This is a genomic window from Acetobacter sp. KSO5 (assembly GCF_044094635.1).
Taxonomy (GTDB): Bacteria; Pseudomonadota; Alphaproteobacteria; order Acetobacterales; family Acetobacteraceae; genus Acetobacter; species Acetobacter cerevisiae.
The window spans coordinates 1,497,307-1,510,040 of sequence record NZ_CP172014.1 but is presented as its reverse complement, the minus strand read 5'-3'; the positions used below and the strand labels follow the sequence as shown (position 1 = coordinate 1,510,040).

Sequence of the window (12,734 nt, the reverse complement as noted above, 5' to 3'; positions counted from 1 at the left end):
CGCTAAGGCTCAAAGATAACCGGCGACGCGCAGCCGCTCGAAGGCATCTTCGGATTCATGATCCATGGCCCGACCAGACCGTTCGGACGTACGGGTGGTTTCCAGTTCAGCAATAACCTCAGCCAGCGTGCTGGCATTGCTTTCAACCGGGTTGGTAATGTCCTGATCGCCCAGAGAGCGATACCGCTTGCCGTTTTTGGCAAAATACAGATCCACCAGCGGGATGCCTTCGCGCTCGATGTAGCGCCAGATATCAATCTCCCGCCATGACAGCAGAGGATGCACGCGGATATGCATACCTTCCTCATGCGGGGTGGCATACTGGTCCCAGAATTCTGGCGGCTGGTTGCGGATATCCCACTTGTGGCTGGCACCACGCGGGCTGAAGACGCGCTCCTTGGCGCGTGTGCCCTGTTCATCACGACGGATGCCGGCAATCACGCCCTGCAGCTTGTGCTTTTCAATCATCGCGGCCAGACCAGCCGTCTTGCGCGCAGCAGAGCGGGCTGCTGGCGGCAGGGACGGATCCATCTCTTCAACCGGCGGACAGGTGCCCAGCAGCAGGTCCAGATCCCATTTTTTGGCATATTCATCCCGGAATTTATACATTTCCGGGAATTTTTTGCCGGTATCTACATGCATGACGGGGAAGGGCACGCGGCCCAGAAAAGCCTTTTTGGCCAGCCAGACCATGACGTTGGAATCTTTCCCCAAAGACCACAACATGGCGAGAGGCTTAAGCTTGCGATAGGCTTCCCGAAGGATGAAGACACTCTGTGCCTCGAGCTGATCAAGATGGTCCATTTGTCTGGTCAAACCTGTTTTGAGAAGAGAGATAAGGTGTCCTGAACGTTCAGGAAGCCGTGTGAATGCCGCACTCTGTCTTGGCCAGTCCGGCCCAGCGCCCGGCGCGCGGGTCTGCAGTCTGACCAACAGGGCGCGTGCAGGGTGCACAGCCGATAGAGAGGTAGCCTTCCGCCACCAGCGGATGCGGGGGCAGGCCGCGGCGGGCCATTTCCCGCGTAATGTCTTCAGCCTCCCAGAGCGCCAGCGGGTTCAGGCGGAGTTCGCCATTCTCCTTTTCTTCCACCACTGGCAGAGCGGCACGGGTGGAAGCCTGAGAGCGCTTGCGACCGGTTATGAGTGCCTCATAAGGCAACGTTGCCAGATCCAGCGGTTCAACTTTCCGCAGACGGCAGCAGGCATCCGGGTCAAACGCCCAGAGTTCGCCGGTTGGGTCACGTTCCTGCACCTCGGTCTGTGCAGGACGAACATCAATCACGTTTTTCAGGCCAAGGAAGCGCGCCAGTTCCGCCCGGTACGCCAGTGTTTCTGGAAAATGCTTACCCGTTTCCAGGAACAGCACCGGCATAGCCGGGTCTACTTCCGCCACAAAAGCCAGCAAAAGGGCTGATTCCGCGCCAAAGGAGGACAGCACGCCCACCTTTTTACCAAGCTGAGCAGATGCTGTGCTGAGAAGTCTGACAGGATCCTGGGCCTGGGAGCGCAAGACTGTCAGAACTGACCGGGCAACAGACATTCGGGAATTCCAATAACAACTACGTGAAATAGTATTTACAGGATATTGCACGTAAATAGATGCCGCTTCAAGCCCATTCTCCACGAAAGAATTTCGTATTTTGCAGGTAAGGTATTCCACATACACAGATGATGTTTTCTAGCCTGAAAAGCACGCTATGTCTTTTGCCGGAATGTTATTTGTCATTTTTGAAACAATCTGATCGGCATAAGCTACTGAAAAAACAAGCGGATCGAATGTCGGAGCCAGCGTTGTCTCGTGGGATGGTACGGAACTGCGCGTTCATGCAGAAGGCGGAAGAGGCGCACACACGACGGCGAGCAGGAGAGTCCCGTCAAAGAGGCTCACAGAGCCAAACAACGTCACCGAGACTATTCATCGCGGAAAACACTTCAGAGCACTCTCCGGCTCTCTATAGACACCTGACATGCATCTGAAGTCGCTTTGATCCAGAAAAATTATTCCAAAACAATGCACTAGGATACTTTCCGCGCAGCCGGTCTGCAGAACTCCTCAAACACCTAAAGAAGCCGGCAGGCCCAACAAGCCCGTTGTGTGGCGGTCGACAGCCGGCATAATCCGCCACCATATCCACCCTCGGATATCATTTAGTTGGCATAATATATCTTATGCGATTTATGTCCTAGCGGGTCAGACATCAAAAATCCCGCCAGATCCATTCCCCTCAACTGTCATGATCTGCTGTGGGCTTTCTGTATGGGGATGCATGTGCTCCACGCCAGTAATTAGAAGCTGAAGGTCCCACGGTTCTCAGTCTGATCAGCTCCGATGATCCTATTGGATCGGCGCACCAGACGTAGCACAGGACCGGTTGTTCATCATCACTTGGCCTGCGCACAGCGAGCGTTTCTAATGAGGCCGTGGCACCTCAGGACGCGCCAGAACTACCGACCCTCGCAAAACCACGCTCTCTTATGCGCCTTTGTTCACCGGATCTGTCGACCATCATCTCAGGCTTATTGCACTGAACGGATCTCCAGAATCAGCTCCACGCTAAGAAACCATTCAAAGCAAAAGCCCTGATACAGGCCCTGCCCTTAATTTTTCAATAAATCACAGCATCAACACCCGCCAGATAAGCAGTCCTGCCGTGGCAGACCGATCAGACCTGGCGGACGTTCTCTGCGATCCGCTGTTATTTTGTCGGCTTGGGATTATCCCGGCGGAACAGTTCCCATTCGTCCATCACTGTGCCGTCCGGCAGATGGCAGTAGCCAACCTGCCCTTTGCTCGCGTCCTGCTGCATGCTCAGCGTGCCACCTTTTTTGGTACAATAAAGCGCTGCCGGATTGGGAATACGGAGCGGCCGAACGCTGTTGCGGCTCTGGTCTTGCGTATTATGCTCACACCCTGCCAGCATCCCTGCGGCACAAACCGCCAGTGCGGCTCGGGTCAGACGAGAAAACGTAAGGGTCATGGCAGTGCGTCCTGTTTTGATTATCTGAAAGACAGTCTCTCGTATGGGTCGGGATTTGTCACGCCCTGCACAGCCCTCTGCGCACCTTTTCCACGTTTTTCACGCAGATCGCCCCTCACCTGCATCATGCAGACATGGCTCCAGCAACGCGCACAGCCAGTCCGCAAAGACCTGCAAGCGATGAGAAAAATGTCGACGGTGCTGGTAGAGTAACGTCATCGGCATAGGCTCTGCCCGCCACGCAGGCAGGACTTCCGCCAGCTCCCCTGCCTTCAAGTGGTGCTGCACATCATAGGCTGGCACCTGAATCAGTCCCAACCCGGCCAGACAGCAGGCTATCAGGGCTTCCGCACTGTTGACGGTCACACGGCTAGCCATGGCACAGGTGTGTAGCTGCCCGCCTTCCTGCCACTCCCATTCTTCTACGCGCCCACTGAAGGCAGACGCATAGCCGATAGCAAGATGCTTCGGCAGATCCTGGGGAGTGCCTGGCATGCCGTAACGAGCGAGGTAGACAGGGCTTGCAACGTTAATCAACGCCAGTTCGCCCACCTTGCGGGCAATCAGCCCGGAATCCTGCAAAGGCCCGATGCGCAGCACGCAATCAATCCCATCTTCCACCAGATTGACAGGCCTGTCCGTTACCCCCAGTTCAATATCAATCTCAGGATAGCGCTCCAGAAAATCCGGCAACGCCGGTGCCACAATCAACCGCCCGATCCGCCCGGGCATATCCACGCGCAAAACGCCACGCGGCGCAGCTTTATCTCGGCGGAACAGGCCTTCTGCCTCTTCCACATCGGCCACCAGTCGCAGGCAGACATCATAAAATGCCCGACCATCCGCCGTGGTGGAAACGGTGCGTGTTGTGCGGGACAGTAAGCGCGCCCCTACCCGGCTTTCCAGCGCCTGAATGGCTGTAGAAACGGAAGACCGGGGCATGTTGAGTGTATCCGCAGCCCTTGAGAAACTGCCAGTCTCCACAACACGCAGGAAAATACGAAAAAGATCAATCCGATCCACAACACCCTCGGGTAGCACACTCCATTGTTCGGATTATACGACAAGTGTTGTCTAAAGACACCTATTTATTGATGAAAACGAGATGATACTGTTTCTCTCATGAAAGTCCGCATCCTGCGGTGTCTTTCAACGAAAGGACAACCGGATATGGCAGACCACAGTCTCAAAGGAAAAACCGCTCTGATTACAGGCGGCGCCAAGAACCTTGGCGGCCTGATTGCCCGCGATCTCGCTGCGCATGGCGTGAAGGCCATGGTCATTCACTATAATAGTGACGCGAGCCGCCCCGAGGCCGAAAAAACTCTGGCCGACCTGAAAGCCGCCGGTGTGCAGGCCGTTGCCCTGCAGGCAGACCTGACGACCGCAGCCGCTAACAGCAAACTGTTTGCGGACACCATTGCCGCCATCGGTAAGCCCGATATTGCCATCAATACCGTCGGTAAAGTGCTGAAAAAGCCGATCGTGGAAACCTCGGAAGCCGAGTTTGACGAGATGTTCGCCATCAATTCCAAGGCGGCCTATTTCTTCATCAAGGAAGCCGGACTGCACCTGAATGACAACGGCAAACTACTGACCCTCGTCACGTCCCTGCTGGGGGCTTACACCCCATTCTATTCCACCTACGCAGGTGCCAAGGCTCCGGTTGAACATTTCACGCGGGCAGCCTCCAAGGAGTTTGGCGCACGCGGCATTTCGGTGAACGCCATTGGTCCGGGACCGATGGACACGCCGTTCTTTTACGGTCAGGAAGCACCGGAGGCCGTGGCGTATCATAAAACCGCAGCAGCCCTGTCTGCCTTCAGTAAAACGGGTCTGACGGACATTGAAGATATTGCACCGTTCGTCCGTTTTCTGGTCTCGGAAGGCTGGTGGATGACGGGCCAGACCATTCTGGTCAATGGCGGTTACACCACTAAATAACCCGGCCTTTTTGGGAAGGAGCGCACGCACCGCTCCTTCCCCCACGCCTTTCCAACAAATTGTTGTGTTTTTTCATCGAATATTTATGAGTAGGGTCAGAAGCATCAAGAGTCAGGCCGACGCCTGACACCAACCTGCGTCCGTGCAAGGTGGTGCCTTCCCTGCGTTGCAGTGAAGGGATGTGGCCAGAAGACCGGCAATAACGGAACCATGCCACGCGCGTCGTCGCTTTGTCTTTTGATCTCGTACCGTTTTGAAGAGATCAAACATGACACAGATTACCCAACAGTTTGCCAGCGATAACTATGCCGGAATCTGCCCCGAGGCTCTTGCCGCCATGCAGGAGGCCAATCAGGGCTACGTGCCAGCCTATGGCGAGGATATCTGGACCACCCGCGCGGCGGACGCCTTCCGCACCCTGTTTGAAAAAGACTGCGATGTCTTTTTTGCCTTCAACGGCACCGCAGCCAACGCACTGGCCCTCGCCTCGCTGTGTCAGTCTTATAACAGTGTCATCTGCTCTGCTCTGGCCCATGTGGAAACCGATGAATGCGGCGCACCGGAGTTCTTCTCCAACGGCTCTAAGCTGCTGCCTGCCCCCACAGAGGGCGGCAAGCTGACGCCTGACGCCATCCGCACGCTGGCAACAGAACGAACGGACATTCACTTCCCCAAGCCCCGCGCCGTTACCATTACCCAACCGACCGAAACCGGGCAGGTTTATACGCTGGCTGAAATTCAGGCCATTTCCGCTGTCTGCCGTGATCTGGGCCTGCGTTTGCATATGGACGGTGCCCGTTTTGCCAATGCCTGCGCTGCCCTTGGGTGCTCGCCGGCGGAGATGACATGGCAATCCGGCGTAGATGTGCTGTGTTTTGGCGGCACAAAAAACGGCATGGCCGTTGGGGAAGCCATTCTGTTTTTTGATCGCGATCTGGCGGAAGGGTTCGATTACCGTTGCAAACAGGCTGGGCAACTCGCGTCGAAAATGCGCTTTCTGGCCGCCCCGTGGGTTGGCGTCCTGGAACGCGGGGCATGGCTCCGCAATGCTATAAGCGCCAACGCTGCGGCTGCGCATCTGGCCAAACAGATTACCCCGCTTGACGGGCTGGAACTGATGTTCCCCCCAGAAGCCAATGCTGTCTTCCTGAAAGCCCCGGCAACTCTGCTGGAGGGCCTGCGAGAGAAAGGCTGGCGCTTTTACACCTTTATTGGCGGTGGCGCGCGCTTCATGTTCGCGTGGGATGCGGATCTTACTCAGGTCGATGCGCTGGCAGCGGATATTAAAAGCCTGCATGCAGCCCTCTAACCGGATATTCCTTTTCCCTATGGCCCGAAATGAAATCTCAATCCGGGCCATCCCCGACGTTCTGCAGGCTGGTCTTGCCGGGGTAAACCGGATATATTCAGTCCTACTTTCCACTTAAAATCTGGTTCTTTGCGCATGCCTGACGGTTCTTCTCCTGTAACGCGTTCTCCCTCAGCCCCTTTGCCGGAAGTCCGTCATGACTGGACGGTGCCGGAAATTCAGGCCCTGCTGGACCTTCCGTTTCCGGAGCTGATGTTCCGTGCTCAGGCAACACATAGGGCGCATTTTGACCCCACGGAAATGCAGATTTCCACGCTGCTCTCCATCAAAACCGGTGGCTGCCCGGAAGATTGCGCCTATTGCCCGCAGAGCGCGCTGCACGAAAAAAGCGTAAAGGCCGAGCGTCTGATGGCTGTCGATGCCGTGCTGACGGAAGCCCGCAAGGCGAAAGACGCCGGGGCCAGCCGTTTCTGCATGGGGGCCGCATGGCGCTCCCCCAAGGAGCATGATCTGGAAACCGTTTGCGCCATGATTGAAGGCGTCAAAGGCCTTGGTCTGGAAACCTGCGTTACACTGGGCATGCTGGATGCCGGACAGGCTGGCAAGCTGCGTGATGCCGGACTGGATTACTACAACCACAATCTGGATACCTCGCCCGATTATTATGGCGACATCATCACCACCCGCACCTATCAGGACCGGCTGGATACGCTGTCCAACGTGCGGGATGCGGGCATTAATGTCTGCTGTGGCGGCATTGTCGGCATGGGTGAAAATGAGACAGATCGCGCCGGGCTGATCGCTGCCCTCGCTTCTCTGCCCGCGCACCCGGAAAGCGTTCCGATCAACCTGCTGGTACGCGTGAAAGGCACACCGCTGGGTGACTCTGAAGAAGTCGATCCGCTGGATTTTGTCCGTATGATTGCTGCGGCCCGTATCAGCATGCCCAAAAGCCGGGTCCGTCTGGCCGCTGGCCGTGAAGATATGAGCGATGAAACACAGACCCTGTGCTTCCTTGCCGGTGCCAATTCCATTTTCTACGGTGAGCGCCTGCTGACCACGCCAAACCCGCAGGCTTCGCGGGATCGCAAGCTGCTGGATAAGCTGGGCATGCATACAACTGGCATTTCTGTCTAAAATGTCTCTTGCATTCCTTGCCTGATCTGCGTCAGGAGCTGTCGCATGTCTTATATGGTCAAGGAAATGTTCCTCACCCTGCAGGGTGAGGGTGGACAGGCCGGGCGACCGGCTGTCTTCTGTCGTTTTGCAGGATGTAACTTGTGGTCTGGTCGGGAAGCTGACCGGGCCGAGGCTATCTGTCAGTTCTGTGATACCGATTTTGTCGGCACGGATGGTGATGGCGGCGGCAAGTTTGAAACCGCCGAGAAGCTGGCCGAGACCATCGCCGGCTTCTGGCCGGTGTCTGGCAACGCCATGACGGTGCCGGGGCTGGTGGTTTTTACCGGTGGTGAACCGCTGCTTCAGCTGGATGCGGCTCTGATTGACGCCATGCATGCCCGCAATTTCACCATTGCGGTGGAAAGCAATGGCACGTTGCACGCACCGGAGGGCATCGACTGGCTATGCATCAGCCCCAAAGAGGGCGCGGCACTGGAACAGACGAGCGGCACAGAACTCAAGCTGGTCTATCCGCAGCCGGGGCTTGATCCGGCCACGCTGGAACATCTTGATTTCACGCATTTCTGGCTCCAACCCATGGACGGGCCGAACCAGAACGACAATATACAGGCTGCCATCCGTTATTGTCTGGCCCACCCCAAATGGGGCCTTTCTTTACAGACCCACAAGCTGACCGGTATTCCCTGACCCATGTCTACTCCCGCACGCGCCTCTGAAGAAGCTGCTCTGGTCCTGTTTTCCGGCGGCCAGGATTCCGCAACCTGTCTGGCGTGGGCCCTCGCCCGCTTTGGACGAGTGGAAACGCTGGGGTTCGATTACGGGCAGCGCCATGCCGTAGAACTGGAGTGTCGGGAGACCCTGCGAGACGGCCTGCGCGCCCAAAATCCGCTCTGGAAAGAGCGGCTGGGCATGGACCACACCCTTGCTCTGGGAGCACTGGGCGATATTTCTGACACAGCCCTGACCCGCAATGCAGAAATCGCCATGGAAAAAGATGGCCTGCCTAATACCTTCGTGCCCGGTCGCAACATCATTTTCCTGACCTTTGCCGCAGCCCTCGCCGCCCGCCGCGGTATTCGCCACATTGTCACCGGCGTGTGCGAGACAGATTATTCCGGCTATCCCGACTGCCGGGATGACACCATTAAAGCCGTGCAGGTCGCCCTGAACCTTGGCATGGACTCACGCTACGTGCTGCACACACCGCTGATGTGGATTGATAAAGCCGAAACCTGGAAACTGGCTGAAGACCTGGGCGGGGCTCCGCTTGTGTCCCTGATCAATGAGGCAAGCCACACCTGTTATCTGGGAGACCGCGGCACCCTGCACCCGTGGGGGCATGGCTGTGGAGAATGTCCCGCCTGCGCCCTGCGTCGGGCCGGGTGGGAAGAGTATGTGGCGGAGAAGACCAATGCCTGATCTGGTTTTTACCCGTCGCTTTTCCATGGGCCACCGGCTGATCCACGGAGCTAGTGAATCCTGTGCCCTGCCCCACGGGCACAATGAATTTGTAACTGTACGCCTCAGCCCCACGACCCGCGCACGGCTGGATGGAAAAGGCAATATGCCGGTCTCGTTCCAGCGGGCAAAAAGCACATGGCATCGCTTTGTGGATGAAAAACTGGATCACGCCTTGCAACTGGCGGAAGATGATCCCTTGCTGGTATGGTTCCAGACCAACGAGCCTGCCCGGGCGCAGCGCATTGTCATCACACCGGGTGACCCGACAACGGAACTGATGGTCTGCCTGATGATGGCGAAACTCAGCGCCTTTTTGCGTGCAGATGGCGACGTGCTCCGTTGCACGGAAGTCTCGCTGCAGGAAACACCGACCAATACCGTAACCTTCAGCGGCAACCCGGATGACATGATCCCGGCCGTTCGCCCGCCTGAGGCCTGCTGGTGGCACCGTGCGGATATGTCGATTTCCGACTGACGACTGCACCGCCGTGCCGCATGGTTTTTGTTAACCAGTATCGGCGGCATCCAAACCCTTCCCACAAATTGCAGTCATCCACGGCTTAGGCCGGCCGGATGAACACATTTTCTTGACCCTTACCTTTCTTCCTTCAATTCCAAAGAAATTGCATGAATAATTAAGAAAACCCATAAAAACAAAATAAATAGGCTGATTTTTGGAAAAACTCGCATACTCCTTCTGGAGTTTTCTTCATAAAATCCCGTTTTTCGATATGATCTGGTCTCAACACGTCAAAAAATGGGCTTCAGCCCTTACGCTTTTTTTCGTCTTTTTCTTCTCTTTTCTCGTTTTGACCCCGGCTTATGCCCAGACAGATGATCAGGAACTGAGGAACGAACCCGCTATCCGGGTTGATACGCCTTTGCCGGATAAAGGCTCTCCCCCCTCAACCGTACCTCCCTTTACCCGGCCAGAAGCCGTATTTGCAGACCCCGGCGGCATGACAAGCTGGTTGCGACGGCGCGGCATTGCCTTTCTGTTCGCCAACACTAATGAATTTGCAGGAGCCATCACCAAACCGGCCCGCGGCGAGAAATTTCGCACTTACCGGCAAGGGGCCAGTAATGCCGGCCAATATGCAGCCTCCCTGAATATCGACTGGGAAATGCTGGCCGGCCTGAAAGGACTGGCCACGCATATGATTACGACCGGGCGTTATGGCACCACGGCAAACCGCATGTTTGGAGACTGGCTCAACCATAGTTCAGAAGATTATGGCGGGGCTGGGAACGTGGCCGTGCATCTCGTCATGCTCTATGCGGAAGAAAACCTGTTTGGTAACCGCCTTGCCATAGCGGGCGGCCGCATGGCCGAGCTTTCAGATTTTGCCGCCAGTGAACTGTTTTGCAACTTCATGAACGGCAGCATCTGCGGCCGCCCCAAGGGAATTTCAGACAGTTCTTACTATCCAGGCTATCCCGCAGCCACGTGGGCCTTCCGCGTACGCGGAAGACCGACGCGTGATGTTTACGTGCAAACGGGCGTCTATTTTGCGGAAGACGGCATTTATCAGGTGGCGCAGCACCGCACAGGCTTCAAGTTCAATGGAGCCAATATCGTCGGCCATGTTGTGCCGGTTGAAGTCGGCTGGGAACCAAAAACAGGACGGAGCCACAGCTTACCCGGCCACTACAAAATTGGTGCCGCCTTGCAGGATGTATCAGTTGCGGACACTTACCGCGACAACATGGGAAAGCCCTACGTGTTGACGGGTGCCCAACCGGCACGACGCCAATATAGCTGGTCAAGCTGGCTCATGCTGGATCAGCAGCTTCTGCGCTATCGTAAAAGCCAGAAAAACTCAGGGATCACGGTTCTTGGTGGGCTGATCTATAATGACCCGCATACTGCTCTGCGAGATTATGAAGTTTACGGCGCGCTGATTAACCGGGGTTTCTGGCGCAACCGCCCTTATGACACCATCGGTATTGCATTCAGCTACACGCATATTGCCAAAAATGTGCAGAAAACCGAGGCGCTTCTTCAGAGCCAAAATCAGACCATGATCAACCACGCCTCCGGCATCCAGCGGCATACCAGCGTTCTGGAAGTGAATTACGCCATCCATGTCATGCGCGGCGTCATCTTCCAGCCGGTTTTTGAATATTATTTCCGGCCCAATGGACAAGGCAATTTGCCTGACGCTGCCATGCTTGGCTTTAAAAGCCATATCGAAATTTTCTGAAGCCCTCTGCTGCGGGCCAGTGTTCCATGGCCCGCAGCGAAGGATTACAAAACCTCAGACGTCTGCCAGTTCCAGAACCTTCGTGGTTTTATCCCGCAGCTCAGCACACAGGTCCGGGTTATTCGCCAGCGTCTGACCATAAGACGGGATCATGGCTTTCAGTTTTGCGTCCCATTCCGGCAGCTTCTCGGCAAAACATTTTTTCAGCACGGTCAGCATGATGGGTGCTGCGGTGGAAGCCCCCGGAGACGCCCCAAGCAGAGCGGCGATTGAACCATCCTGACTGGAAATCACTTCCGTCCCAAATTGCAGAACCCCGCCCTTCTGAGCGTCTTTCTTGATAATCTGCACACGCTGGCCAGCCACCACCAGTTCCCAGTCCTTGGACCGCGCGGTAGGGACAAAGTCCCGCAGGGCATTCATCCGTTCACTATTGGACTGCATGACCTGCTCAATCAGATATTTGGTCAGCGGCCAGTTATCCCGCGCGACGGACAGGATAGCCTTGATGTTATCAGGACGGATGGAGCGGGGCAGATCCATCAGAGACCCATGTTTGAGGAAACGGGTTGAGAAGCCCGCATACGGCCCAAACAGCAACGCGGGCTTGCCGTCAATCATGCGAGTGTCCAGATGCGGCACGGACATGGGCGGCGCACCAACAGAAGCCTTCCCGTACACCTTGGCCCGATGCTGCGCCACAATCTCCGGGTTCGTGCAGCGCAGGAACTGGCCACTGACCGGGAACCCACCGACCCCTTTGGCTTCCGGGATACCCGTTTTCTGAAGCAGAGACAGCGCACCGCCCCCTGCCCCAATAAAGACAAAGCGAGCATTGACCGTACGCTGCGTATTGAGACGAAGATCCTGCACCAGAATCTGCCACCGGCCATCCGGTCCGCGCTTGATATTCAGCACATCATGTTTGGTATGCAGGGTGCAGCCGCCTGTTTCTGTCAGATAGCTGAACAGCAGGCGCGTCAGCGCGCCATAGTTCACATCCGTCCCGTTCAGGCTCCGCGTTACAGCCAGAGGCTGCCCCGGTGGCCGCGCCTGCATAACAAGCGGCATCCACTGCGCCATCTGCGCGGGATCTTCAGAATATTCCATGCCAGAAAACAGCGGGTGGGCGTTCAGGGCCTCATGGCGCTTACGCAGGAAGGCAACATTCGCTTCCCCCCAGACAAAGCTCATGTGCGGCACGGGCGTAATAAAATCACGTGGAGAAGCAATAATATCGTTCTCAACCAGATGGGACCAGAACTGGCGGGAGATCTGGAACGCCTCATTCACCGCAACAGCTTTGCTGATATCCACGCTGCCATCGGCTTTCTGCGGCGTATAATTCAGCTCACACAGTGCTGAATGGCCGGTACCGGCATTATTCCACGCATCCGAACTTTCTTCCGCCACACTATCCAGACGCTCAAAAATGCTGATGCGCCAGTCCGGCTGTAACTGCCGGAGAAACACCCCAAGGGTGGCGCTCATCACGCCCCCACCAATCAGGGCGACATCAACGGATGAAGAAGGATCGGTCGTGGTGGAACTCATCATGGTCTCCGCATTATCAGCCCATTTCTTCCCATCGGAAGCAGGAGACGGGCAGAAGGTCTTTCCCGCATGCCGTGGTTCCCGCTCCGGTGCAAGAGCGGGCGTGAGGTAACCCGTGTGGTTATGCGCATATCCTATGCCACA

The 12,734-nt window shown here is 56.4% G+C and carries 12 protein-coding genes and 1 riboswitch; of the genes, 7 read left to right on the top strand and 5 right to left on the bottom strand.

The window, feature by feature from the left end; all coding sequences use genetic code 11:
* Positions 1-9: 9 nt before the first annotated feature.
* The 4 genes from cysD to ACHQGU_RS06850 form a co-directional block, all read right to left on the bottom strand.
* Complete coding sequence (gene cysD, locus ACHQGU_RS06865) at positions 10-804, bottom strand: sulfate adenylyltransferase subunit CysD (RefSeq protein WP_061491034.1); 795 nt, start codon at positions 802-804, stop codon at positions 10-12.
* A gap of 49 nt (positions 805-853) precedes the next feature.
* The gene (locus ACHQGU_RS06860) at positions 854-1,540 is read right to left on the bottom strand and encodes a phosphoadenylyl-sulfate reductase (protein WP_395496280.1); all 687 of its coding nucleotides are present in this window, start codon (positions 1,538-1,540) and stop codon (positions 854-856) included.
* A gap of 1,156 nt (positions 1,541-2,696) precedes the next feature.
* Positions 2,697-2,978 (bottom strand): DUF333 domain-containing protein, encoded by a 282-nt coding sequence (locus ACHQGU_RS06855; protein ID WP_395496279.1) that lies wholly within the window; start codon positions 2,976-2,978, stop codon positions 2,697-2,699.
* Between the two features lie 99 nt (positions 2,979-3,077).
* Positions 3,078-4,001 (bottom strand): LysR family transcriptional regulator, encoded by a 924-nt coding sequence (locus ACHQGU_RS06850; protein WP_395496394.1) that lies wholly within the window; start codon positions 3,999-4,001, stop codon positions 3,078-3,080.
* 147 nt (positions 4,002-4,148) lie between these two features.
* Between ACHQGU_RS06850 and ACHQGU_RS06845 the strand changes: the two genes are divergently transcribed.
* From ACHQGU_RS06845 to ACHQGU_RS06815, 7 genes are all read left to right on the top strand, one after another.
* Entirely contained in the window at positions 4,149-4,922 is a 774-nt protein-coding gene (locus tag ACHQGU_RS06845; RefSeq protein WP_395496278.1) for an SDR family oxidoreductase, read from the top strand.
* A 96-nt stretch (positions 4,923-5,018) separates the two neighbouring features.
* Positions 5,019-5,136: riboswitch (SAM-I-IV-variant riboswitch) on the top strand.
* Between the two features lie 54 nt (positions 5,137-5,190).
* Positions 5,191-6,231 (top strand): threonine aldolase family protein, encoded by a 1,041-nt coding sequence (locus ACHQGU_RS06840; RefSeq protein ID WP_395496277.1) that lies wholly within the window; start codon positions 5,191-5,193, stop codon positions 6,229-6,231.
* Positions 6,232-6,366: 135 nt separating this feature from the next.
* Positions 6,367-7,368 carry a biotin synthase BioB gene (bioB, locus tag ACHQGU_RS06835; RefSeq protein ID WP_395496276.1) on the top strand — a complete coding sequence of 334 codons (1,002 nt, stop codon included), beginning with the start codon at positions 6,367-6,369 and terminating at the stop codon, positions 7,366-7,368.
* Positions 7,369-7,413: 45 nt separating this feature from the next.
* Positions 7,414-8,058, top strand: a complete 645-nt coding sequence (gene queE, locus ACHQGU_RS06830; RefSeq protein ID WP_253553458.1) for a 7-carboxy-7-deazaguanine synthase — start codon at positions 7,414-7,416, stop codon at positions 8,056-8,058.
* Between the two features lie 3 nt (positions 8,059-8,061).
* Positions 8,062-8,790: a 7-cyano-7-deazaguanine synthase QueC gene (gene queC / locus ACHQGU_RS06825; RefSeq protein WP_253553455.1), complete on the top strand. Its 729-nt coding sequence runs from the start codon at positions 8,062-8,064 to the stop codon at positions 8,788-8,790.
* Positions 8,783-9,307 (top strand): 6-pyruvoyl trahydropterin synthase family protein, encoded by a 525-nt coding sequence (locus ACHQGU_RS06820; protein ID WP_395496275.1) that lies wholly within the window; start codon positions 8,783-8,785, stop codon positions 9,305-9,307. The genes queC and ACHQGU_RS06820 overlap by 8 nt, the downstream gene beginning before the upstream one ends.
* Before the next feature lie 256 nt (positions 9,308-9,563).
* Positions 9,564-11,036: a carbohydrate porin gene (locus tag ACHQGU_RS06815; protein WP_395496274.1), complete on the top strand. Its 1,473-nt coding sequence runs from the start codon at positions 9,564-9,566 to the stop codon at positions 11,034-11,036.
* 54 nt (positions 11,037-11,090) lie between these two features.
* Here the strand turns inward: ACHQGU_RS06815 and ACHQGU_RS06810 are convergent, their stop codons facing one another.
* Positions 11,091-12,590, bottom strand: coding sequence for a malate:quinone oxidoreductase (locus ACHQGU_RS06810; protein WP_062140455.1), 1,500 nt, complete (start codon positions 12,588-12,590; stop codon positions 11,091-11,093).
* Positions 12,591-12,734: the final 144 nt, after the last annotated feature.